Origin of the sequence: Rossellomorea marisflavi, from assembly GCF_009806575.1 — a bacterium.
GTDB lineage: Bacteria > Bacillota > Bacilli > Bacillales > Bacillaceae_B > Rossellomorea > Rossellomorea marisflavi_A.
This window is the reverse complement of the sequence record NZ_CP047095.1, coordinates 1,631,204-1,654,076: the sequence shown is the minus strand read 5'-3', so window position 1 is coordinate 1,654,076 and position 22,873 is coordinate 1,631,204. Positions and strand designations below refer to the sequence as shown.

The window sequence follows — 22,873 nt, the reverse complement described above, 5'->3', positions numbered from 1 at the left end:
CTTTCAAGTCCCGCTGGGTCTCCCTCGCTGGTCCTTTTCCGTTTTGTTCGTAAAAATGACCTGTGCTTCCTGTATCTCTTCCCTGATGAGGCTCATCTCTTCATCAAGGCGGAAAGCAGCTTCTGCAGCACCTTGCAGCCTATGTCTGATTTCTTCCGGGATCTGGCCGCTATACTTATAGTTCAATGAGTGCTCGATTGTTGCCCAGAAGTTCATGGACAGGGTCCTGATCTGGATTTCCGCCAGGATATTCACTTCCCCGTGAATGGTCTGCACCGGGTAATCGATGACGATGTGATAGGAGCGGTAGCCGCTCGGCTTTTTATGGGTCACGTAGTCACGTTCCTCGATGATGGTAAAGTCCTTCCTTGCACGGAGCTTCTCCACTACCACATGGATATCTTCAACGAACTGGCACATCATCCTCAGTCCGGCAATATCCTGCATCTCCTGCTGGATCGCAGAGAGCCTGATTCCTTTTTTGTTCGCTTTATCCAGGATGCTGGCAATCGGCTTCACCCTGCCCGTGACAAACTCAATGGGCGAATGGATGCTGTATTTTTCATACTCTCCCCGCATCCCTTTCAGCTTTACCTTCAATTCGTCAACCGCCTGTTTATACGGAGCTAAAAACTGTTCCCAATGGTTCATTCCATCACCTCCTGGTAAGGTCGGCTGTTAGTGCCTTATTGATCAGTGCTCAATTGATCAGTGGAAAAATACCGCTTCCACCTTTGCGACCATTTCATCACCGTAGTTTCCGTTCCCCTGGATATTCTCGACCAGGTACTGAAGTTCTTCCTGGAACTGATGAAGCTCGAGGGTGCGTTCCGTTCCGCGTGCCATGACCGGCATGCCTTTTTCCAGTGCGCTCTTCAGATCCTGCCACATCGGTTCTTCCAGGTACAAATACACATACTCCTCCTCGTTTTCTGCGAGGTATACAAAAGCGAATCGATCAGAATCTGCTATGATCTGACCGGCGGCCTGGATTCCTGACAGGAGATCGTCCTGTTCTGTGTGCAGGATCAGGACACCGTTTTCAACGCTTGTCTTGTGAAACTGGATTACTTTCCTCATTCAACTCTCATTCCTTCCATAAAACAATCAGTATTATTCTACCACATTTCATGAATTCATCTAAACATTGAAGTTCCCTATTCGTCAATGAGATAATGAAGCAATGACCGACAGTAGAAAGGAAGACCCTCATGCCAAAAGAAATCGAAATCGAATTCAAAAACATCCTAACAATCGACGAGTTTGCGAAGCTCTCTTCTGCGCTCAATGTGAAAGAAGCGGATTTTCTGCTCCAGACCAACCACTACTTCGATACCGAAGATTTCAAACTGAAGGAAACCCGATCAGCCCTTAGGATCCGGTCCAAGTCCGGACATCATACGCTGACCCTGAAGACCCCCCACGGCGAAGACCTTCTCGAAACCAACCAGCCCCTAAGTGAAGAGGAAGCCGCTTCTCTTCTTAAGGACAGAAGATTCCCTGAGGGTGAAGTACGGGATACCATCCTCGGGCTGAATATCGATCCAGCCGCCCTACAACACTTCGGTACGCTGCATACAAAGCGTTCCGAGCAACACTTCAAAGGCGGGCTCCTGGTGCTGGACCAGAGCGAGTATCTGGACAAAGAAGACTATGAACTGGAGTATGAAGCAGCAGGCAGGATTGAAGGAGAAGCCACCTTCCTCGAGCTTCTTGAGACATTCCAGATTCCGGTTCGCCCGACCAAGAACAAAGTCAGGCGCTTTTATGAAGAATTGAAGAAAAAGCAACAGGAAAAATCTTCACAGTAGAGGAATCTTTCCGATAGTAATTATATACGCACACTAATCAGAGCAAGGAGATCCGATACATGAACATCCAACAAGTAAAAGCGATGATGGAGCTTCAGGCACTGGGAAACCTCGGTTCCATCGCCTCATCATCAAGTGAAGGCACGAATTCGTTCCAAACCATACTAGACTCGGCACTTCAGACAACCGGCAACGACACATTGGGAAGTATACAGAACCTCCTCGATGCCATGCCGCAGATGCCAAATTCCCCGTCGCTTCCCCATTCACAGGAACGTGATGTAAACCAAGCACCTGGGACAGGCTTCGACTCCATCATCAGCAGGGCTGCCGAACGCTACGGGATACCAGCTAAGTTGGTCCACTCCGTCGTGAAGCAGGAGTCTGGTTACAACCCTGAAGCCACCAGTCACGCAGGTGCCGCAGGATTGATGCAACTCATGCCTGGAACCGCCCGCGGCCTCGGGGTCACTGACATCTATGACCCTGAACAGAACGTCTTTGCCGGCGCGAAGTACCTGAAGCAGATGCTGGTGAAATACGATGGGGATATGAAGCTTGCCCTTGCCGCTTACAATGCAGGACCGGGTAATGTAGATAAGTACAGTGGCGTTCCCCCATTTCAGGAAACCCAGAACTATGTGAGAAAGATCATGGATTCTTATTACGCATGAGCCGGCCCTCAAGGCCGGCTTCTTTTTATTTCATGGGCTCCCCCTTTCATACGTTTCCCCCATTGCGGTCACACTATGGTTGGAGGGCAAGCCGATTTGTTTGTACTAACACGGCAGGCTTGCTAGAATGAACTTACAAACTTAGTAAAAAAGGAGTCATTCTTATGGTCGAGAAACCTAACATGCCCTATAATCTAATCGGCGAAAAGAAACTCTCCATGCTCGTAGAAGCGTTTTATCATAGAGTAGCCCGACATCCGGAGCTGTCCAACCTGTTCCCGGATGATTTGACCGAAACAGCACGCAAACAAAAACAATTCCTGACACAATATCTGGGGGGGCCACCGGTCTATACGGAAGAACACGGGCATCCGATGCTCCGTGCGAGACATCTTCCTTTCCCGATTACCGAGTCACGTGCGAAGGCATGGCTCGGCTGCATGCATGAAGCCATGGACGACGTACAGTTAGAGGGTCCTGTACGCGACGATTTCTTCCATCGCCTTGCGCTCACCGCCCACCATATGGTGAATACCGATGAACGGGAGCAGAGTGACATTGACTAGCGTGAACTGGCATCCACTGAAAGGATGCAGCGCCGATAAGAAGCCCCTGGAGATCTATATGTTTGTCGACCCTCTCTGTCCGGAATGCTGGGCCTTGGAACCCATCATGAAAAAGCTTCATATCGAATACGGTCAATACTTCCGCATCCGCTACATCCTGAGCGGGCAGCTTTCCTCCCTGAATATCGCGACAAGAAGGAAACAGGCGGATCTCGCCCAGCACTGGGATAAGACGGCCAGCAGGTCCGGAATGTCTTGCGACGGGAGCCTATGGAAAGAAAATCCCATTGATTCACCCTATGTCGTATCGTTTGCCATCAAGGCAGCCGAGCTTCAGGGTAAACATCAGGGCATCCGCTTCCTTCGATGCCTTCAGGAACGATTATTCCTGGAGAAAAGGGACGTATCCTCTATCGATGTATTAAAGGAATGCGCCAAGGCTGCCAAGCTGGACTTAAATGAATTCATGAACGATATCCACTCCGATTCTGCAGCGAAAGCTTTTAAGTGTGATGTTAAGATCACATCCGAGATGGAAGTCGAAGAAATCCCTACCCTTGTATTCTTCAATGAGAACATCGAAGACGAAGGTTTGAAGATCGCAGGTATGTATCCGTATGACGTTTACGTACACATCATTGAAGAAATGCTTGCAGAGAAACCTGAAAAACAGACGCTTCCCTCACTTGATGTTTTCATGAAGCATTACCGCCTGGTCGGGACGATGGAAATTGCCGTTGTATACGATTTATCGGTTGAAGAAGTGGAGAAAGAAATGAAAAAGTGGGCCCTTCAGCAGAAGGTGAAGAAAATCCCCGCAAAGCACGGGACATTCTGGAGGTATATCGGGTAGTTAATTATCCCGATATAATAATAATTGAACAAATGGAAAAGCCGATGTTGTCGCCAACATCGGCTTTTCAAATACGAACAAAGGGGATGGGAGAAATTTTTCACGGTCAAACAAAGGGGTATATGTTTGCTTGTGATCAACTTCACACTGATAATATACCATGAGCTGGCTCGGCATGACAAGAGTTTGTATGGTATTTCACAATATTGTCATATTCCATTGAATGAGAAGCGGTACCGGCACATATACATAGTAGAAAACGGCTGCCAAAGGAGACGCTCTCATGGTGAAACAGTTGATCCTCCTCATACTGATCGGAATCAGCTTCATCCTCAATCTATTCGGTCTCATGAAACTGATCCCGCTTTATGTCACTTCCCCGATCCTGTTCGTATGCGTGCTGATCTTCATCCATTCCCTTTTCACACGCCATCGGTTCAAAGGTTTTCAACGATGATTCTGCCTGGATTCAAAGACGCCCGCTTAACCAAGCGGGCGTCTTCTTATTTACCTATTGGAGTTTCTCGAGAAGGGTTTCCATTTCATTGAGCTTTTCTTCAAAGACCTTGCATGCTTCCTCAACTGGCGAGGAAGTCGTCATATCGACTCCTGCCTTTTTGAGCACTTCGATCGGATAATCGGAACTTCCTGCTTTCAAGAACTCGATATACCGTTCGACAGCCGGCCCGCCTTCTTCGAGGATCTGATGACTGAGGGCTGTAGCAGCCGAGAAGCCTGTGGCGTACTGATAAACGTAGTAATTGTAATAGAAGTGAGGAATCCTGGCCCACTCAAGCCCGATCTCCTCATCGATGACGATTTCATCTCCGAAATACTTTTTGTTCAGCTCATAATATTCCTTCGTCAGGTATTCCGACGTCAAAGCAACGCCTTCCTGGGCTTTTTTATGGATATGATGCTCGAATTCGGCAAACATGGTTTGACGGAAGACCGTTCCCCTGAATCCTTCAAGATAATGGTTCAAGAGATACAGACGCTTTTTCTCATCGTCGATCGTTTTCAACAAATAGTCATTCAGGAGTGCTTCATTGCACGTCGATGCCACCTCAGCCACGAAGATGGAATAATTTCCATACGTATATGGCTGGGCACTTCTGGTGTAATAGCTGTGGACACTGTGCCCGAACTCATGGGCAAGGGTGAATAGATTATTGACATTATCCTGCCAGTTCATGAGGATATACGGATTCGTCCCGTATGCACCCGATGAATAGGCTCCGCTCCTCTTCCCTTTGTTCTCCACAACATCCACCCAGCGGTTTTCAAACCCTTCCTTCAGGACATTTGCATATTCTTCACCAAGGGGCTTGAGTCCATCAAGAATCATCTTTTTGGCTTCATCATACCCGACTTCCATTTTGACTTCCTTCACCAGTGGCGTGTACAGGTCATACATATGGACTTCATCGAGCTCAAGGACCTTTTTGCGCAGCTTCACGTATCGCTGGAGGAGGTGCAGATTATTGTTGACGGTCTCGACCAGGTTATCATACACCTGTTCAGGGATATTGTTGTTTGAAAGGGCTGCATGACGTGCTGAATCATAGTTCCGAACCTTTGCAGAGAAATTATCTTTCTTCACGGTACCGCTCAGGGTTGAAGCGAATGTGTTGCGGAACTTTCCGTACGTCTCATAGACTTTTTCAAACGCTTCTTTCCTGACTGAACGATTGCTGCTCTCCATGAAACGGATGAAACGCCCGTGAGTGATTTCCGTCACTTCCCCGTTTTCGTCTTTTATACTGGGGAACTCAAGATCGGCATTATTCAGCATTCCGAATGTGTTGCTCGATGAACTGAACACTTCGGAGGCCTGAGCCAGGAGGGACTCTTCCTTCTCAGTCAGAATATGGGGACGTTGAAGGTTGATCTCTTCAAGGGCATGGGCATAAACCTTCAATTCAGGTTTTTCTTCAAGGAACGATGCAATCTTTTCCTCATCGACAGAAAGAACCTCCGGAACCAGATAGGCAAATGCGCTTCCGAGTTTTGTATAAAGGCTTTTCGCCCGATCGTCCATCCCTTGATAATGGGAGTTGGTGGTATCCTGGTCATAGCGCATATGTGAGTATGTATAAACCTTCCCCATCCGCTCAAGGATCTCATCCTGGAAGGCAAAAGCGGCATATAGTTCATCTGCTCCGTTGCCGAGCGTCCCTTTGAACTCCCCTGCCCTGCTTGAGAGCTCCTGGATCTCTTTGTATTCCTTCTCCCAGGCTTCGTCACTCGGGAAGATATCTTCGAGCCTCCATGTTAGCTCCTGCTTTACCTCGCTGCGGTTGGGCAGGCGTTTTACAGCTGTTTCATTAGACATAGTGATCCTCCATCCTCATTTTTTGCAATTTTTCCTTAATAGTACTATTCTCTCTCAACAAACGTATTCCTGCAACTAATCGGTCTCACTATACTATATGCCTAATCGTGCTGAAAAATCCGTACGGTGACGCATATAGAAATCGAACGTCTCCGGGCATTCCCACTCTTGAAGAAGTCTGCACATTCCTTCTTCCACTGTGACGATTCCGAGCTTCTCCAGTAAGGATAAGTACCAGTTGACGGCTTCCTCTAAAGGACAGCCATCTTGGTCCACAAGGGGAAGGTCCCTGACCCTCACGTCACCGCTCTCTACTCTCACAGCCAGGGCAGAGATGATCGTGTCGAGTCCTGTGTCCCCTTTCTTCAACGTATCACTCCAAAGGTAATACTGCCAGATGACAGGATGCGTTTCGATCCGGTGGTGAGGGGATAGACCTACCCATTGCGGGAGGTACAATAGAATATCCCCTGATTGGTATACTTCCCGCTTAAAAGCTTGCTCGGTTGAGTACCTGAGGATGCGTTGGATCCAACTAGTCCTTGAGCGGTCCCAAACCCCGTAGGGAAACGTCCTTACAGGTGCTTGTCCGATGGTCATGGGTATGGTGAATGTACTTACGGGAATCTTGTGAGGCCTGGAAGCATGGAAGGTATTCGCAGAAAGGGGGATGAGATTTTGGTAGAGATGGAATTCCAGTTGATCAGGGAGGAAAAGAAGAAGGAATAAGCCAAGGGGTTCTGCATGGCGCAGGAAAGCTTGCTGGAACGAAGAAAGCCTGAGTGCCCCGCTCGGTCTGGGGGCTCCTTCCGTTAGCAGCCAGATCACTTGGATGCCGAGAGACCGGTACCCCTCTGTCCGCTTCTTCAGTTCTGCTGCAGAGAGGGTCGAGCACTGGACCTCGACTGCCATTCTTGCGGTCCCCGAAGTGATGAACACATCGGCAATCTGATTGATTTCCTTTAAAAAGTACTCAACTTTCACATCTTTGAACAGGCTGTGGAACCGATCGTAGAGGATTTTCTTTCCGGAGTGGTGAAGAGTGGATTCGCCTTTTTGGGTGGCGGGGCAGTCCTGTTTGATCTGGTGGGCAAAATGGGGGATGGTCTTGCTCCCGACCTTGAGGAGCAATGGTTTACAACAGTGGGGACAAGTGATGGCGGGGGCGGATGAACGAAGCTTCAAGAGTTCTTCTCTCGAATGATGGAACGCGGTGAATAAACGGTTGTTGACATGAGCAGTCAGCATGGAACACCTCCTCCCCACTCATTCTACGAACACACTCCGATCTCCTTTCTTCCCACAAAAAAACTTCCCCGGATTTTCAGGGAAAGTTCATAGTAACGGCGATAGCAGACGAGATGTCGATTCAAGGAACCGGTAGCCGAGGTGACGCTTTTGGAATGTATCAAGTGACAGCTCTTCGGCATGCTCCAGATCATGCTCATATTCAGTCATAAGATCAAGGGTGCTTTCCGTTTTGTATAGGAAGGCGTTGACCTCAAAATTCAAATGGAAGCTCCTCATGTCCATGTTGGACGTGCCGATCGATGCAAGCTCTCCATCCACGATGATGATTTTGCTGTGCATGAAACCCTTTTGATATTCATAGATCCTGACGCCTGCTTCAAGGAGGTCGGGGAAGTAGGAACGGGAAGCATGGAAGACAATTCTTTTATCAGGCTTATGGGGTACAAGGAGCCTCACGTCCACTCCACTGAGGGCGGCAATCTTCAGGGCTGAGAAAATATCTTCATCCGGTATGAAATAGGGTGACGCAACCCACACACTCTTTTGAGCAGATGTGATCATAGAGAAAAACAGGTTTTTCAGCACGCTGACTTCATTGTCAGGTCCCCCTGCAATCATCTGCACGCCTCCATCCCCCTCGCCAGGATCTGGAGTCAGATAGCCCGGCGTGATGAAATCGTCACTCGTCATATAGTACCAGTCCTGGAGGAAGATAAGCTGCAAGGTCCTGACGGCATCCCCTTTGACCATAAGGTGGGTATCCCTCCAAAATCCAAAGGATGGGTTCTTCCCGAGATACTCATCCCCTATATTCAACCCGCCGACAAAGCCGATGGAACCATCGATGACAATGATCTTGCGATGATTGCGGAAATTGAACTTATTGTTCAGGATGGGTATTTTAACTGGGCCGAATGGAACCATCTCGACTCCCGCTTCCTTCAATTCGGTGATATATTTCCTGGATAGCTGCCATGAGCCCACAGCGTCATATAAGAAGCGGATCTTCACCCCTTCGCTGGCTTTTTGGATGAGGACCTCCTTGATCTGAGAGCCGATGTCATCATGACGGACAATATAGTATTCAAGATGGATATGATGCTTCGCCGTCTTCAGCCAGTCCAAAATCTCCCGGAACGTTTCATCACCATTGGTCAGCACCTTCGTCGAGGAAGAAAAAGAGATCGAGCTATTCCCGATTCGCCTGGCAAGACGAAAATACTTGTCCTGAAACAGATCTCGATCCATTTCCAACGGACCGGGTTCGTAGCGCAGATAGGTTTGTTTATCCAATATGTATTTTTTCTTGAACATCCGTTCCTTTCGGAAGTTCCTGCCGAACAACAGATAAAAGATGAAGCCTAGGAACGGGAATGCGCCAAGGACCACAAGCCATGTCAACGTCTGTGTCGGGTGACGGTTTTCAAAGAAGATCAAAAATCCGATCAAGATGACGGAGAAGGTGAACAACAAGCTGACATATTTGACTATACCGTGTAAATACTGATCAAAGTAGAGCAGGTAACTGATCACAAGCACCAGGAGGAATAAGAGTACACGTACCGTATTTTTCATACTCGTGAACACCTTTCAGGATGGATTCTTAAAATAAAGAAATACCGATTTCATCAGAAACCGGTATTGGGCATTATGCAAAATGTGTACGTATCGTACCGAATACATCTTCAGCCATGACCACTGTGCCATATTCCTCAAGGCGATGGACCGTCATCCGTGATTCATCGGCATATTCGAGAAGCATGCTGAGGGTATTCTCCATTTCCTCTTCCGTAAAATGTTCTTCGGAAAACTTGATGTACAGGTAATATTTATTCTCATAAGCCAATAGCTTTGTGGCCATTTGCTCCAGCGGTTGGTCTTTCATCCGGTGGGCAAGCGAGATGGCATCTTCGAAATCACGGAACGTTAGAGTGAAGTCGAGTGAAGCGTCCCCTTCTCCTTCGGGATCCTGCTTGATTTGGAAATGCTGATCGAGCAGTTCTTCGATCCGTTCATCAACCGGCAGATCCTTCAGCTTTTCTTCAGGGATCGGCAGTTCAAAACGTTGACCATCCTTGGAGACCTGAGCACGGGTCACGAGGATTTCAAGGCCTTTATCGAGTGCCTGAACCTGGATCCAGAGAGGTCCTTCGATTCCGAAGTCTTCTTCCTGATGGACTTCATCCATCATCTCCCAGAATAGCTCCTCGCTCCTCTCACGGTTATACCAGATTTCTTCCCTGTCAAAACCGCGATCTTCGATATCCCCATAAGATATATAAAACTTGACTGTATTTTCGTTAATGCGTTCGATTTCCATTTGACACCTCTCCCTTCTTGCATGAAGTTAGTGAAGGGACTGCACCCTCCGAGCCTTGCAGCTCGATTGCTGGTGAAGATAGAAGAAACAGTTAGGTTAGTTTGTACCTTGTACTTCTATTTTATGTTGATTCCACTGAAATGGGAATACATTTAGCACCCATTTTACTTCACATATCCTGCTGATTAACAAGTGTTTTTGCCAGTTTAGCGGATATTTGCAGAAAATTCAAGTGATAAAACTCGTCCAATGTGAAAGGGGACCAGCTGAAAAGGATACGCAACGTACCTTCGTTAGCTGGCCCCCTTTTTTTAGAAAAGGTACCCGGCCATTTGACCGGGGCGGATATGAGTTAGTTAACCATACGCTGAGCTTCCATGAGTTGGAATGTACGAACTTTCCTAGGAAGAAAACGTCTGATTTCATCTTCATTGTAGCCCACTTGCAGGCGCTTTTCGTCCAGGATGATCGGGCGTCTCAAGAGACCCGGATTCTGTTGGATCAGTTCGAACAACTCTTGTAGAGGAAGGGTCTCCAGGTCGACGTTCAGCTTTTGGAATGTCTTAGAACGAGTCGAGATGATTTCATCCGTACCATCCTCAGTCATGCGAAGGATTTCTTTGATTTCATCGATGCTCAATGGTTCAGAGAAAACGTTGCGCTCTGTATATGGAATCTCATGTTCTTCTAACCAAGCTTTTGCCTTACGACAAGATGTACAACTAGGTGAAGTGAATAATGTTACCACGAATCATTCACACTCCCTCAAGATTTTTTTGAAAAGATAAAGTAGAGTATTATTTAAACATATACGGTTTAATTAAAATTAGTTTAAATAAGCAATCTCTATAACGTATTATACATGAATAATGTTTTGTTGAATATACTTTTAACCAATTTGTCAATTTTCTTATACATTTGTTTAACACAGTATGATCATATCCATCTACTGAAGATATACCCCTTCTACTCACTGTTAAACATATGAGTTCATTTTCATTTAGAAAACCTTATTGCGAATCGCAATAAGGTCCGGGTATCACAGTTTTTTCAATACATCTCCGTCACGATCCTCATCTAGCGTCAGCACATCGTCGACCGACTCATAGGATTCACCGTAAAATGTTTCATCCTTATAAGTATGGATCAGTTCGTATGTTTTTTTCATGGATTCATAAATCAGTTCTTCAGGCTCATCCTGTGGTGCCCAGTATAGGATCTCCATGGGATTTACTTCATTTGTTGCGAGGGACCTTCTTGCATACCCGATGGTCACGGCATGTTTGAACCCTTCCCGTTTATAAAACTTAAGGCGCTTTTCGGTATCGGTATCGTCATAATCCACAGGCTCTACCTCCAAGAGGATCGGTTTGTTCCTCTCTTTCAGCTTTTCGAGCAGTTTGCTGCCAAGACCTTGACCCCTGGCATCCTTGGAGACGAACAGATAATCGATGAAGATGAACTCATCGAGTTCCGCATACATAAGGACATGATACTCTCCTTCATCTTTGTGATAGATATCGCTTCTTTCTTTTAAAAGCGTTTCCATATGCTCGCGAGATTTCATTTCTTCTACAGGAAAATATTGATTTAGCTTCTCATACCAATGCATGGACCTACTCCTTCTGAAAATGTTTTGCAGTACTAGATTTCTCTAAATGGTAAAATATATGTCAGATTTGAGAGAGGGGTTTTCACGCTGTAAGGTGAAAAAGGGGGATTTCGCAGACACTCTACTTATCATGATAGCAGTATGTGGGGCTTTGTCAAATGTCCTTCCCGCGGAAAGTGGTGATCGCGGCGTTCATTTCTATAGAAGAAAACGGTACGGCCCATCCATTAAACCGGAAGACCGCACCGTTCATTGATCAAGGCGTGTAGTCCACACCCCGTGTGTAGGAGTTGCCTGCATCCCATAGCAGGAACTCGTTGATTCCATTATCATTGAGTGCTTTGATCTGTGCCTCCACTTCTGCTTTTCCATACGCTTTATAATTCCCCGAACCGAGCCATGAAGCCGTAAAGTCCTGCAGCCACGGACGTGAAGTAGGGGGATTCTTCAGCTCACCGAGTTTTTTATTTTCAAGCTTGGAATATTCAGCAACAAGTTTGTACGGCTCGAGATCAGGCTTGTCGATGCCAAAATAAGACGTCCAGTGACTCGGGTAGATCATGGATGAAATCACATCGACATTTTCTGAAATCTTGGAGAAATTCTGACCGATTCCCGGAGCTTCAGGCAATGTGGCACTGTAGCCGAAAATATCGACCGATACTTCAACATCATACGGCTCAAGCTGTTTGTGGGCGTATTCGACAAAGTCCGTAACGGCATGCACGCGCTTTTGAACGTTATCGGAGTCTTCACTTGTGTATGTACCGCCGTCATACTTCAACTCATCGTCCCGATTTTCAAATCCTTCAGGGAATCGGACATAATCAAACTGGATTTCCTTGAATCCCATCTTCGCCGCTTCGATGGCAATACCTACATTGTAATCCCATACTTCCTTCATGAAGGGATTGACGAATGATTCCCCGCGACCGTTTTTCCATACATCATTCCCGTCTACGAATGAAAGTTCAGGTTTTTTGTTGGCCAGGACCGTATCCTTGAAGACCACTACCCTTGCGATCGGATAAATCTCCTTCTCTTCCATCGTCTTCAACACCTGTTTGGGGTCTTTAATGAAAGGTTGGCCAATATCGTGATAGGGTGAGGGCTTATCCGGTACATACGTCAGATTCCCGTTATCATCTTTGATATCCACGACCATTGCATTAAGGTCTGTCTCTTCGATCAGCTTCGTCAGCTGTCCGAATTTCGAACCACCCGCTGAATGCCCCGTAACATAAATACCGCGGACGGCATCCGGATATTCAAAGTTCAAGCCGGAATCGTACTTAAAGCGGGGAGACACGCTCCCATCCTTTTCCTTCATGGCCATCGCCCTTACTTGATGCGTTCCAGCTTCTTTTCCAGTTCCTTCTGCATCTGCCACCTGAAAAGGAAGCGCACACAATACCGCGATCCCTGCTGCAGCGGTAGCCCATTTTTTCCACTTCAAAGCGAATCTCTCCTCTATTCGTCTAGTAAAATATGTATCTCCTCTATCTATTCTAACAATGAATGAACTTGAAAGAAAAGGGAAAATGGACAGATAATGTCGAAATTTCCGAAAAGGTGTGGAATTGCTACCTGAATTCTGTTTCTATGATTTTCATATACATAGGATGGTTAGAAACCATGAGGATGAAAATCCGTATGATGCTGACAGTGAAAAATCATGATAGATCTCATTCAATTCATTGAGAGAATGGTCATTCGGGCAAAAAAGACCCCCATTTCTGGGAGTCTTCTTTTTAATGCTTGTATTGAGCTTGATACTGAACGAATTCTTTTTCGGAACAGTAGACGAAATGTCCCGGTGCGACTTCGCGCATTTCAAGTTTGTCATCAGCTGTATAGTTATGGACAGCTGTATTATATTCTTTCCTTCTGCGGTTGCGCTCATAATCAGGATCCGGTAGTGGAATAGCTGACAGGAGTGACTGAGTGTACGGGTGCAACGGGTTGTTGTAAAGGGCATCACTTGGTGCCAATTCTACGAGTTTACCGTAGTACATGACCCCGATCCTGTCACTGATGTATTTAACCATAGAAAGATCATGGGCGATGAACAGGTACGTAAGTCCCTTTTCTTTTTGAAGCTCCTGCATAAGGTTCACGACCTGTGCCTGGATGGATACATCCAGTGCAGAGATCGGCTCATCGGCAATGATGAAATCAGGTTCTACAGCCAAGGCACGGGCGATCCCGATACGCTGACGCTGACCCCCTGAGAATTCATGAGGATAGCGGCCGGCATGCTCTTTGTTAAGTCCGACTGTTTCAAGAAGGTCATGCACCCTCTTCATGCGATCTTGTTTATTTGAAGCAAGCCCGTGGATATCGATTCCTTCTGCAATGATGTCCGCGACTTTCATACGCGGATTCAAACTTGCGTATGGATCCTGGAAGATCATCTGCATTTTGCGGTTGAAGTTCTTCAACTGCGAACGGGATTTTTTCCCGTGTACATCATCACCGTTAAAGAGCACTTGACCGTCTGTTGCATCATAAAGGCGGATGATGGTCCGTCCGGTAGTCGATTTCCCGCAGCCTGATTCCCCAACAAGGCCGAGCGTTTCCCCTTTATAAATATCAAAGCTGATATCATCGACGGCTTTGACCATATTTGATTTGCCAGGATTGAAATATTGTTTCAGGTTTTTGATTTCCAATAATTTTTCAGCCATTATACACGTACCCCCTCAACAAGTACAGGCTCTGCAAAGTTGGAAGGCATTCTGCGATACCTTACTTTCACTGCCTCTGGAGGCTCAACTTTCGGAGCATTCGGATGCAACAACCATGATTTCACATAATGTGTATCAGAAACCTGATAGTACGGTGGTTCCTGTTCAAAATCGATCTTCATGGCGTAATCGCTCCTTAGTGCAAATGCATCCCCCTTAGGTGGATTCAACAGATCCGGAGGCGTCCCGGGAATCGCACTGAGGTGCTGTTCACCGTCTGTGTCGGTCGTCGGCATGGAGCTGATCAGTCCCCATGTATACGGATGACGCGGATCGTAGAAGATTTCATCTACGGTTCCAGTTTCGACGATTTGTCCGCCATACATAACGGCTACGCGATCTGCTACATTTGCCACCACACCAAGGTCATGGGTGATGAAGATGATGGACGTATCGATTTTATTTTGCAGATCTTTCATCAGTTCAAGGATCTGTGCCTGAATCGTTACATCAAGGGCCGTCGTCGGTTCGTCGGCAATCAGGATTTTCGGATTACAAGCAAGGGCAATCGCGATGACAACACGCTGACGCTGACCGCCGGAGAACTGATGGGGATACTGTTTGAAACGGGTGTCCGGACTCGGCAGTCCGACGAGCTTGAGAAGTTCGATGGCTCGTTTCTTAGCATCCGGTTTGCTCATATTCTGGTGTTTCAATAGCGGCTCCATGATTTGCTTTCCGATTGTCATAGTCGGATTCAGGGAAGTCATTGGATCCTGGAAGATCATCGAAATATCCTTCCCGCGGATCTTTTGCATTTCCTTCTCAGGTATTTTAGCAAGGTCTTTTCCTTCGAACATCATTTCTCCGTGCTTGATGAATCCAGGCGGGTTCGGGATCAGACGCATCAGGGCTTTCGTCGTAACAGACTTACCTGACCCTGATTCCCCAACGATCGCCAATGTTTCACCTTTATCTAAGTGTAAATCCACACCGCGAACGGCTTTCACTTCTCCAGCATGAGTATTAAAGGAGACGTGCAGATTTTTGACTTCCAACACTTTTTCCATATTATATATCCCCCTTTTTCTTACTTACGCAGTTTTGGATCAAGAGCATCCCTTAGCCCATCGGCCATGAGGTTGAAGCTCAGGATGATCAATGAGATGACCGCTGATGGAATCAGCATCATATGCGGGTAGGATTGAATGGATCTGTACCCGTCATTAACCAATGATCCGAGTGATGCCTTAGGCGGTGCTATACCGAGTCCGATAAAGCTCAGGAACGCTTCGGTATAGATGGCACCTGGAACCGTGAACATCGTGGTGATGATTACCGGCCCCATCACGTTCGGTAATAGATGTTTGAAAATCAAACGATTATTCGGTGCTCCCAATGTACGGGATGCCAATACGAATTCCTGGTTTTTAAGCTGCAGGATCTGTCCACGGACAATCCGGGCCATACTCGTCCATCCTGTCAGTACCATCGCCATGGTGATCGAGAATATCCCCGGTTCAAACACCAGGATAAAGAGAATAATAACAATCAAGTTTGGTATACCCACAAGGACTTCGATGATCCGCTGCATGATATCATCGACTCTTCCACCATAGTATCCCGAGATTCCACCGTAGGAAATTCCGATCAAGAAGTCGATGACGGCCGCAAGGATCCCGATGTAAAGGGAAACTTGAGTCCCTTTCCACACACGCGTCCATAGGTCACGGCCCAAATCGTCTGTTCCGAACCAATAGTTCTCTTTGACTTGACGCGCTTCATAGACATCAAATCCTTCATGGTCCTTTCCGTCAAACGGAAGCCAGCTGATTCCAGACAGTGCTTCGATTTTCGGAGGAAGTTTGGCATGACGGATATTCTGATCAGAGAACTTATGATCATTCATCATAGGTCCAACAAACGCAAAGAACACGATAATAAGTGTAATGATCAAGCCGATGATGGTCCCTTTGCTCTTGCGCAGGCGGATCCATGCATCCTGATAGAAGTTCAAACTTGGTCGTTCAATTTTTTCAGCTTGTGCACTTGTTGCTTTTTGTCGTTGGAAGAGGTCTTTTGATAGCTGCTCTTGATTTTTTTTGTTTGGTTCCATTATTTCTTCCCTCCAACTAGACGAATACGCGGATCAATAATTCCATAAAGGATATCCACCAAGAAAATGACGGCAACAAGAAGAACACTATAGAATAATGTTACACCCATGATGACCGTATAATCATTTGTATTGATTGAACGGACGAATTGCTCCCCTAATCCGGGCACAGCAAAAATCTGTTCAATAACCATTGTTCCTGTCATGATACCGACAGTCATCGGCCCAAGGATCGTAATGATTGGAATCATGGCATTCCGGACGCCGTGTTTCACGATGACATTTGTGTTTGTTGTCCCTTTTGCTTTAGCCAACAAAATATAATCTGTGTTAAGGATTTCGATCATTTCAGTTCTCATATAACGGGCGATCGTTGCGACTACCCCTACTGTCAAAGCGAGGGTCGGAAGGATGGTGTTTTTATACTCTCCCCATAACGCTACCGGAAGCAGTTCCCATTTAACTCCCACATAGTATTGCAGAAGCGCTGCAAATACGAAAGAAGGAATTGAAATACCCAGAACGGCCAGGAATGTAGAGCCATAGTCAACCCAGGTGTTCTGTCTGATAGCCGCAATGATCCCTATAATCAAACCGACGATCGTACCTAATACCATTGCTTGGAAACCAAGTAGTGCGGAAGGTCCTATACGGTCAGCGATCATTTGAGAAACCGGACGATTGTCATATTGGAATGACAAACCCAAGTCCCCTTGTACCAGGTTCGTCATATAGGTGACATACTGAACCGGCAGTGGATCATTGAGTCCGTATTTATCTAGGATGATTTGTTGTTGTTGCGGAGACAGTCTCTCTTGATTTGTGAGTGGAGTTCCTGGAAGGAGCTTCATCAAGAAGAATGTGGCGGTTGCAATAATAAGCAAAGTGATGATCATATAAACAATACGCTTGATAGTATATTTGACCATGCTTAGCCCCCTTTTCTATGTTTATACTACTTCTCCATTATAGCGATAATCGACAAATTTTCAATTTATTTTTTAAATTGCGAAAATTGTCGCTTATCACTGGAAAAGGAGAGCGTATGCCTATGCATACACTCTCCTTCAGAAGGTTCAACTTAGAGCGTTTTAGTTCTCGATAGAAGCCCACTTGTAAGAATAGTCAGCTCCGAAAGAGTGATCCAATACGTTTTTCACGTATGGACGCTCAAGGTAAGAAACACCTCGTTGGTAGATCGGGCTGATTGCTTGATCATCGAAGAGGATCTTTTCAGCATCAACCATTGCTTGCCAGCGAGCTTCTGGATCAGAAGAAAGCTCAGTCTTAGCTTGCTCGATCAATTTGTCAAATTCAGGGTTAGAGTAACCCATTTGGTTATGTGCACCATCTGTTACGAACATATCCAGGAACGTCATCGGATCTGGATAATCCGGACCCCATCCTGCGAAGGAGAAGTCATAGTCACCTTTTGATTCTAGATCAAGCTTTTGCTTGAATGGTTGAGCTTTGATCTTAACAGTCAATCCGTCAAGGTTTGACTCAAGTTGCTCTTTGAAGTACTCACCGATTTTCGCAGAACTTTCGCTGTCATAGTTCAGTAGCTCAAGCTCAACATTGTCGATGCCAGTTTCTTTCTTAGCTTTTGCCCAGTAATCTTTTGCTTTTTCAACGTCGAATCCACCAAATGCTTCTCCGGCAGTTTCACGGTATTCTTTTCCATCAGGACCTGTTACGAAATCTTTAGGAACGAGGTAGTAAGCTGGTACAGATCCGTTGTTCAATAGAACGTCGACCATACCTTGCTTGTCGTATGCTGAGTCGAATGCTTTACGTGCATTTTCATTTTTCAGAATCTCAGAGTTCTTAGAGTCTTGATTCAAACGAAGGAAGAATACAGATGCTTCTCCACGTGTTTTGAAGTTTTCATCATTTTTGTACTTGTCAACAAACTCAGCGCTTAGGCCAACCCTGTCGATTTTGTTTGTTTCATAAAGGTTAACTGCAGTTGTTGTATCTTTTACAATGCTGAAGTTAACTTCGTCAAGTTTAACAGTGTCAGCATCCCAGTAATCTTTGTTTTTAGAAAGTTTGAAGCTTTGCTCATGCTTCCACTCAGAAAGTGTGAAAGGTCCATTGTATACAGAAGTATCAGCTTCTAGACCATATTTGTCGCCTTGTTCTTCAATGAACTTTTGGTTTTGCGGGTAGAATGTTGCGAAAGAAAGCAATGCTTTGAAGTAAGGAACTTCTGTTTCCAATTCGATTTCAAGAGTTTTTTCATCAAGTGCTTTGATTCCAAGCTCTTCAGGTTTTGCTTTACCTTCGTTTACTTTAGAAGCATTTTTAACATCAGACATGATGTACGCATACTCAGCTGCTGTGTCTGGATTTAGAACACGTTGCCATCCGTATACGAAGTCTTGTGCAGTGACAGGGTCACCGTTAGACCATTTTGCATCACGTAGCTTGAATGTATACTTTTTACCGTCTTCACTTACTTCAGGCTCTTCAGCAGCGATACCCAGCTCAGCCTCATCGTTTTCACCAAGGCGGTAAAGACCTTCATACACCTGGTTCATAACGTTGAATGATACTGCATCCGTTGCAAGAGCTGAATCCATTGACGGGATTTCGGAAGCTTCGGCAAGATTCAATACTTGCTCGTCTTTCGTGTCAGATCCCCCAGCTGCCCCTTCTTTTTTGCCGTCAGTCTTCTTGTCTCCGCCACAGGCAGCCAAGAAAGTACTCACAGCTAGAAGAAGAACCAGTAATAAAGAAAACTTTTTCTTCATCTTGAAATTGACCTCCTCATACTTCTCATATTTATTTATCTTCTAATTTTCAGAAGATTTGTTACTTATTATACATGATAGAGATATTTTTGCAATACGAATTTAACAGTTTTTTTGCTAAATAATCAGTTTACTAGGTAATAAGGTGTTAAAACCTTGCTATATAAGGGTTCTATACAAAAGATAAGGGTTGTTTGTCCCATTACAAATGTTACAATCAACCAATTAAACCAGCGATTTTCCTCCTGTTTTTCCTTCTTTATCGGAAGAAAGCGTTCTCCATTCCTCATTATAATTATCTAGGAAGGCGGATAGATATAAAAAACTGTGAATTCGTGCTCTTGCTTCCTTTTCAAACCCTGAACGCTTCGGGTATACTTCTATAAGAAGACAGCATGCCTCCCCTTTCTACCGGAGGGAAGGCTTGAAACTATTTCGGAAGTGAAGGTGCAACATGATGAAACGTTTACGCGTCCTGCCGCTGATCACCTTGCTCTACCTCGCAGCGGTTTATCTTGTCCGCTATATGAACGGATCGGATCTGCTCCTTTCCCTCATTGACACTTTATTCATCGTCGGAATTTCTTATGCATCCGTTGCTGCCCTGATGTTTGTTTTTCAGAACGGATTCTTGAACGGGATCCTGTATGCGTTCAGACGTTTCAGGTCAAGATCGAAAAAAGATGAATACGTGGCGCAGTTCGATGAGATGGAGGAGCGGAAAGAAATACACGAGGTGTATGCAGTGAGAGAACCATTCCGTCTGACGGCACCCCTTTTTTATATCGGGATCCTCTCCCTTGCCGTCTCCCTGATCCTTTCATACTCTCTCTATACTTGATTTCGCCTCTTATTTTTCATATAATGGCTTTTGCATATATGAAACAGGCTTTGACAAAGAGTAGTACCCCGCCTGCCGGTTCCCAGAGAGCCTGCGTCCGCTGAAAGCAGGCATCCGCTTGCGGGGGAATGGACTTTCGAGCTTCCCCGGTGAAAGCAGTAGCCGGGGACGGACCCCTTCCGTTAACCGGGGACCATGCATGGCATGGACTAAGCTGACTCAATTCCTGAGTAACTTAGGGTGGCACCGCGGAAACAACCCATTCGTCCCTATATTTTTTGGACGGGTGGGTTTTCTTTTTGGCCGGATGGTCATGATGATACTGGAACTGTACTATAGGAGGAATGAAGATGAAAACGATTTTTAGCGGCATTCAGCCGAGCGGAACGATCACGCTGGGAAATTATATCGGGGCTATGAAGCAATTCACGGAGCTTCAGGAAGAGTATGATTGCTATTTCTGCGTGGTGGACCAGCATGCAATCACCGTTGCACAGGATAAAGCGGAACTGCGCAAAAACATCCGCAGCCTTGCTGCCCTATACATTGCTTGCGGGATCGATCCCGAGAAAGCCACGCTGTTCATTCAGTCGGAGGTGCCCGCGCACGCACAGGCAGGGTGGATCCTGCAGTGCGTAACCTATATCGGGGAACTTGAGCGCATGACTCAGTTCAAGGATAAATCCCACGGAAAAGAAGCTGTATCGGCCGGTCTCCTTACCTACCCTCCCCTCATGGCGGCTGATATTCTGCTCTATGGTACCGATCTAGTCCCTGTCGGTGAGGACCAGAAACAGCATCTTGAGCTTACCCGGAACCTTGCGGAGCGTTTCAACAAGAAATACAACGATATCTTCACGGTTCCAGAGGTGCGCATCCCGAAGGTGGGCGCACGCGTGATGTCCCTTCAAGATCCACAGAAGAAAATGAGCAAATCCGACGAAAACAAAAAAGCGTTCATTACACTGCTGGATGATCCAAAGGTGATTGAAAAGAAAATCAAGAGCGCTGTGACGGATTCCGATGGGATCGTGCGATTCGACCGGGAGGAAAAACCCGGGGTTTCGAATCTTCTATCCATCTATTCGATTCTTGAAGGCACGCCGATTGCCGAACTTGAAGAGCGATATGATGGAAAAGGCTACGGTGATTTCAAGGGCGATCTTGCCAAAGTGGTCGTTGATGCCATCAAGCCGATTCAAGACCGCTATTACGAGCTCATTGATTCAGAGGAGCTTGACGACATCCTCGACCGCGGAGCTGAAAAAGCGAATCGTACGGCCGGGAAGATGCTAAAGAAAATGGAAAAGGCCATGGGCCTTGGAAGAAAAGAACGGAAAAAGCGATAATGAAAAGAACCTTGAGCATGGGCTCAAGGTTCTTTTTGTTCAATTTACTTTCGGACGATTCTCCACTTCCCACAGCTTTTCAAAGAATGGTTGCCCTTTGATCAGATTTTCGCAGAGTGAAAGATGTTTATCGGACCATCCGTATTTTGTATCTTCATAAAGCATCTGCCATGCTTCATGGAAATCGAGCTCCTGGATCGTCCTGTACTGTTCCGGGGCCCACTCGGTATACCAATATCTCACTTCAGCAGTGTTCTCCGAGGTGCGAAGTTGATCGAGCGCCATGAAAAGAAGTTGCTTCAACTGCCTTTCCTTCCGTGTCAGCCCGCTCATCATGAACGGGTTCGGGGAAAGGATGTGGTATGCTTCCTCCCGCTTTTGATCGGGTTTGAACTCATATTGAAGCTCCTCTTGACTCTCCACCATTTCATATACCAACTGTTCCTGACGGGGAATCAGCCGGCTCTTCCTGATCGGGACGGTATAGCCGATCGTATCGACCGCCAGAATCGCCGTGCCATCGGTGACCACGAAGCAATAATCCTGCTGGATGCGTTCATGGTTCTTTCTGAGATACGCTTTTTGATACACATCATCCAGCATCTGCCGAGGTAATTCTGATAAATCATTCTCGATGTAATGATACAACTCTTTGCCGACTTTCAATAGAGGAACTTGATCCAGCAGCTCGATGACGTCCTCTTTTCTCCATTCGTGAAAATGGCAGATATTATATCCGTTTTCTTCCCCTTCGAACCAATTGACCCATACATCATGAAGATATAACATGATTGACCCCTCGCTTTACTACATTGTTTGGTTGTCAATCAGTATGGTCAATAGGAGATGGATTTATTCTTCATTTCTTCTGATTTATCCCTCTTCATACAATGTCTACTTCAAGAATGCAGATGATGGGAGTCCCATGGCTTTCACGCTATTCAGCCCATTCTTCTCTAAAAAGGCCCGGACGATCTGATAGCCTGCGGCATATCCAAGAAGATCAGGGTACTTCCCTTTCCCATGAAGAAGTTCATCGTGAAGAGCATCCTTCCTTGTCAGATCCAAGCTCGGTTTGATCCACTCCGCGTACCACCCGGACAAATCCCCTTCACTGTATTTCCTTGTCCAAGGTGCCACGTAATCAACGCCGCAATATTCTCTCACGGCATTCTCTGCAAGGCCTTCAAATATGATGGAATCAAGGAGCGTATACTCTTCTTCTTTTTTACCAAGCCTTTTCATCCTGGTGCAATGATGGTACTCATGCACAAATAGCGATTCGTATTCTTTTTCGTTTTCGAGCGTTTGGAGGAAAAGAAAGATTTCATCAGGGAAACATACCCCGGATTTCTTTGTCGACGACCTGAAAAGTCCAGCCCTTGACTCAATGGGGAATAGATAGATAGGCACATCCGGTCCCTTCCACTTTCTTTTATATCTTTTCTCAAAAGAAGATACCTTCCCCATAATCCCGCATCTTTCAGTTCATTAAATCGTTCTTTCATTTGCCGGGTGGGCCGATACATGCCTTGCTTCCTGAGATAAGCATAGAAGGCTTCACCTTCCCCCTTGCCCCGTTTCGTCCTTCCAAGCATATCGACAGGATCATCGAAGCTTTTCTGCAGCCATTCATCTGTAGGAACCACGGACATTCATATCACTCTTTCCTGCTGATTTGGTTCATATATATGCAACTTTC

23 protein-coding genes and 1 other annotated feature are annotated in these 22,873 nt (G+C 46.1%); of the genes, 7 read left to right on the top strand and 16 right to left on the bottom strand.

Going from position 1 to position 22,873, the window contains the following annotated elements:
- Nucleotides 1-3 precede the first annotated feature (3 nt).
- Nucleotides 4-651, bottom strand: a complete 648-nt coding sequence (gene yjbM, locus D5E69_RS08710) for a GTP diphosphokinase (protein WP_048004307.1) — start codon at nt 649-651, stop codon at nt 4-6.
- Between the two features lie 57 nt (nt 652-708).
- Nucleotides 709-1,080: a UPF0738 family protein gene (locus D5E69_RS08705; protein ID WP_048004308.1), complete on the bottom strand. Its 372-nt coding sequence runs from the start codon at nt 1,078-1,080 to the stop codon at nt 709-711.
- Nucleotides 1,081-1,211: 131 nt separating this feature from the next.
- Between D5E69_RS08705 and D5E69_RS08700 the strand changes: the two genes are divergently transcribed.
- From D5E69_RS08700 to D5E69_RS23365, 5 genes are all read left to right on the top strand, one after another.
- Nucleotides 1,212-1,811 (top strand): CYTH domain-containing protein, encoded by a 600-nt coding sequence (locus tag D5E69_RS08700; RefSeq protein WP_159129561.1) that lies wholly within the window; start codon nt 1,212-1,214, stop codon nt 1,809-1,811.
- A gap of 59 nt (nt 1,812-1,870) precedes the next feature.
- The gene (locus D5E69_RS23815; protein WP_048012978.1) at nt 1,871-2,485 is read left to right on the top strand and encodes a lytic transglycosylase domain-containing protein; all 615 of its coding nucleotides are present in this window, start codon (nt 1,871-1,873) and stop codon (nt 2,483-2,485) included.
- Between the two features lie 164 nt (nt 2,486-2,649).
- Nucleotides 2,650-3,051, top strand: coding sequence for a globin domain-containing protein (locus tag D5E69_RS08690; RefSeq protein WP_048015485.1), 402 nt, complete (start codon nt 2,650-2,652; stop codon nt 3,049-3,051).
- The gene (locus D5E69_RS08685) at nt 3,023-3,904 is read left to right on the top strand and encodes a ClpXP adapter SpxH family protein (RefSeq protein ID WP_048004312.1); all 882 of its coding nucleotides are present in this window, start codon (nt 3,023-3,025) and stop codon (nt 3,902-3,904) included. The genes D5E69_RS08690 and D5E69_RS08685 overlap by 29 nt, the downstream gene beginning before the upstream one ends.
- A gap of 283 nt (nt 3,905-4,187) precedes the next feature.
- Nucleotides 4,188-4,361, top strand: a complete 174-nt coding sequence (locus D5E69_RS23365; RefSeq protein WP_048004313.1) for a hypothetical protein — start codon at nt 4,188-4,190, stop codon at nt 4,359-4,361.
- A gap of 54 nt (nt 4,362-4,415) precedes the next feature.
- On the opposite strand, the gene pepF is transcribed toward D5E69_RS23365, so the two are convergent.
- The 12 genes from pepF to D5E69_RS08625 form a co-directional block, all read right to left on the bottom strand.
- Complete coding sequence (gene pepF / locus D5E69_RS08680) at nt 4,416-6,239, bottom strand: oligoendopeptidase F (RefSeq protein ID WP_159129560.1); 1,824 nt, start codon at nt 6,237-6,239, stop codon at nt 4,416-4,418.
- Between the two features lie 93 nt (nt 6,240-6,332).
- On the bottom strand, nt 6,333-7,487 hold the full coding sequence (locus D5E69_RS08675; protein ID WP_159129559.1) for a competence protein CoiA: 1,155 nt from the start codon (nt 7,485-7,487) through the stop codon (nt 6,333-6,335).
- Nucleotides 7,488-7,574: 87 nt separating this feature from the next.
- Nucleotides 7,575-9,065 (bottom strand): cardiolipin synthase, encoded by a 1,491-nt coding sequence (gene cls / locus D5E69_RS08670; protein WP_048015482.1) that lies wholly within the window; start codon nt 9,063-9,065, stop codon nt 7,575-7,577.
- A 73-nt stretch (nt 9,066-9,138) separates the two neighbouring features.
- Nucleotides 9,139-9,810, bottom strand: coding sequence for an adaptor protein MecA (gene mecA, locus D5E69_RS08665; protein WP_048004317.1), 672 nt, complete (start codon nt 9,808-9,810; stop codon nt 9,139-9,141).
- Between the two features lie 352 nt (nt 9,811-10,162).
- Nucleotides 10,163-10,558 (bottom strand): transcriptional regulator SpxA, encoded by a 396-nt coding sequence (spxA, locus tag D5E69_RS08660; protein WP_048004318.1) that lies wholly within the window; start codon nt 10,556-10,558, stop codon nt 10,163-10,165.
- 291 nt (nt 10,559-10,849) lie between these two features.
- A complete protein-coding gene (locus D5E69_RS08655; RefSeq protein WP_048004319.1) occupies nt 10,850-11,422 on the bottom strand; it encodes a GNAT family N-acetyltransferase in 573 nt (190 codons plus the stop codon).
- 256 nt (nt 11,423-11,678) lie between these two features.
- Nucleotides 11,679-12,878 (bottom strand): putative glycoside hydrolase, encoded by a 1,200-nt coding sequence (locus D5E69_RS08650; protein ID WP_414811616.1) that lies wholly within the window; start codon nt 12,876-12,878, stop codon nt 11,679-11,681.
- Between the two features lie 295 nt (nt 12,879-13,173).
- Nucleotides 13,174-14,109, bottom strand: coding sequence for an ABC transporter ATP-binding protein (locus D5E69_RS08645; RefSeq protein ID WP_048004320.1), 936 nt, complete (start codon nt 14,107-14,109; stop codon nt 13,174-13,176).
- Nucleotides 14,109-15,179 carry an ABC transporter ATP-binding protein gene (locus D5E69_RS08640; RefSeq protein ID WP_048012973.1) on the bottom strand — a complete coding sequence of 357 codons (1,071 nt, stop codon included), beginning with the start codon at nt 15,177-15,179 and terminating at the stop codon, nt 14,109-14,111. The genes D5E69_RS08645 and D5E69_RS08640 overlap by 1 nt, the downstream gene beginning before the upstream one ends.
- 20 nt (nt 15,180-15,199) lie before the next feature.
- The gene (opp3C, locus tag D5E69_RS08635) at nt 15,200-16,225 is read right to left on the bottom strand and encodes an oligopeptide ABC transporter permease (protein ID WP_048004322.1); all 1,026 of its coding nucleotides are present in this window, start codon (nt 16,223-16,225) and stop codon (nt 15,200-15,202) included.
- Complete coding sequence (opp3b, locus tag D5E69_RS08630; protein ID WP_048004323.1) at nt 16,225-17,154, bottom strand: oligopeptide ABC transporter permease; 930 nt, start codon at nt 17,152-17,154, stop codon at nt 16,225-16,227. Before opp3b ends, opp3C begins: the two co-directional genes overlap by 1 nt.
- 162 nt (nt 17,155-17,316) lie before the next feature.
- A complete protein-coding gene (locus tag D5E69_RS08625) occupies nt 17,317-18,981 on the bottom strand; it encodes a peptide ABC transporter substrate-binding protein (RefSeq protein WP_048004324.1) in 1,665 nt (554 codons plus the stop codon).
- Between the two features lie 454 nt (nt 18,982-19,435).
- Here D5E69_RS08625 and D5E69_RS08620 point away from each other — a divergent pair, with 454 nt between their 5' ends.
- Together D5E69_RS08620 and trpS are read left to right on the top strand one after the other, a co-directional pair.
- Nucleotides 19,436-19,822 carry a DUF3899 domain-containing protein gene (locus tag D5E69_RS08620; RefSeq protein ID WP_048004325.1) on the top strand — a complete coding sequence of 129 codons (387 nt, stop codon included), beginning with the start codon at nt 19,436-19,438 and terminating at the stop codon, nt 19,820-19,822.
- Nucleotides 19,823-19,863: 41 nt separating this feature from the next.
- Nucleotides 19,864-20,096, top strand: a binding site (T-box leader).
- A 76-nt stretch (nt 20,097-20,172) separates the two neighbouring features.
- Nucleotides 20,173-21,171: a tryptophan--tRNA ligase gene (gene trpS / locus D5E69_RS08615; RefSeq protein ID WP_048004326.1), complete on the top strand. Its 999-nt coding sequence runs from the start codon at nt 20,173-20,175 to the stop codon at nt 21,169-21,171.
- Nucleotides 21,172-21,210: 39 nt separating this feature from the next.
- On the opposite strand, the gene D5E69_RS08610 is transcribed toward trpS, so the two are convergent.
- Together D5E69_RS08610 and D5E69_RS08605 are read right to left on the bottom strand one after the other, a co-directional pair.
- Nucleotides 21,211-21,960: a YjbA family protein gene (locus D5E69_RS08610; RefSeq protein ID WP_048004327.1), complete on the bottom strand. Its 750-nt coding sequence runs from the start codon at nt 21,958-21,960 to the stop codon at nt 21,211-21,213.
- A gap of 105 nt (nt 21,961-22,065) precedes the next feature.
- Nucleotides 22,066-22,641 (bottom strand): DUF2268 domain-containing putative Zn-dependent protease, encoded by a 576-nt coding sequence (locus tag D5E69_RS08605; RefSeq protein ID WP_159129558.1) that lies wholly within the window; start codon nt 22,639-22,641, stop codon nt 22,066-22,068.
- Between the last annotated feature and the right edge of the window lie 232 nt (nt 22,642-22,873).

Bases quoted from the DNA above. Each gene is read 5' to 3' on its own strand.
- yjbM (WP_048004307.1), bottom strand. From the start codon at position 651: ATGAACCATTGGGAACAGTTTTTAGCTCCGTATAAACAGGCGGTTGAC.
- D5E69_RS08610 (WP_048004327.1), bottom strand. From the start codon at position 21,960: ATGTTATATCTTCATGATGTATGGGTCAATTGGTTCGAAGGGGAAGAA.
- D5E69_RS08700 (WP_159129561.1), top strand. From the start codon at position 1,212: ATGCCAAAAGAAATCGAAATCGAATTCAAAAACATCCTAACAATCGAC.
- D5E69_RS23815 (WP_048012978.1), top strand. From the start codon at position 1,871: ATGAACATCCAACAAGTAAAAGCGATGATGGAGCTTCAGGCACTGGGA.
- D5E69_RS08605 (WP_159129558.1), bottom strand. From the start codon at position 22,641: ATGGGGAAGGTATCTTCTTTTGAGAAAAGATATAAAAGAAAGTGGAAG.
- D5E69_RS08675 (WP_159129559.1), bottom strand. From the start codon at position 7,487: ATGCTGACTGCTCATGTCAACAACCGTTTATTCACCGCGTTCCATCAT.
- mecA (WP_048004317.1), bottom strand. From the start codon at position 9,810: ATGGAAATCGAACGCATTAACGAAAATACAGTCAAGTTTTATATATCT.
- opp3b (WP_048004323.1), bottom strand. From the start codon at position 17,154: ATGGTCAAATATACTATCAAGCGTATTGTTTATATGATCATCACTTTG.
- D5E69_RS08705 (WP_048004308.1), bottom strand. From the start codon at position 1,080: ATGAGGAAAGTAATCCAGTTTCACAAGACAAGCGTTGAAAACGGTGTC.
- opp3C (WP_048004322.1), bottom strand. From the start codon at position 16,225: ATGGAACCAAACAAAAAAAATCAAGAGCAGCTATCAAAAGACCTCTTC.
- D5E69_RS08640 (WP_048012973.1), bottom strand. From the start codon at position 15,179: ATGGAAAAAGTGTTGGAAGTCAAAAATCTGCACGTCTCCTTTAATACT.
- D5E69_RS08645 (WP_048004320.1), bottom strand. From the start codon at position 14,109: ATGGCTGAAAAATTATTGGAAATCAAAAACCTGAAACAATATTTCAAT.
- D5E69_RS23365 (WP_048004313.1), top strand. From the start codon at position 4,188: ATGGTGAAACAGTTGATCCTCCTCATACTGATCGGAATCAGCTTCATC.
- D5E69_RS08690 (WP_048015485.1), top strand. From the start codon at position 2,650: ATGGTCGAGAAACCTAACATGCCCTATAATCTAATCGGCGAAAAGAAA.
- D5E69_RS08625 (WP_048004324.1), bottom strand. From the start codon at position 18,981: ATGAAGAAAAAGTTTTCTTTATTACTGGTTCTTCTTCTAGCTGTGAGT.
- D5E69_RS08620 (WP_048004325.1), top strand. From the start codon at position 19,436: ATGATGAAACGTTTACGCGTCCTGCCGCTGATCACCTTGCTCTACCTC.
- D5E69_RS08655 (WP_048004319.1), bottom strand. From the start codon at position 11,422: ATGCATTGGTATGAGAAGCTAAATCAATATTTTCCTGTAGAAGAAATG.
- trpS (WP_048004326.1), top strand. From the start codon at position 20,173: ATGAAAACGATTTTTAGCGGCATTCAGCCGAGCGGAACGATCACGCTG.
- cls (WP_048015482.1), bottom strand. From the start codon at position 9,065: ATGAAAAATACGGTACGTGTACTCTTATTCCTCCTGGTGCTTGTGATC.
- D5E69_RS08685 (WP_048004312.1), top strand. From the start codon at position 3,023: ATGAACGGGAGCAGAGTGACATTGACTAGCGTGAACTGGCATCCACTG.
- pepF (WP_159129560.1), bottom strand. From the start codon at position 6,239: ATGTCTAATGAAACAGCTGTAAAACGCCTGCCCAACCGCAGCGAGGTA.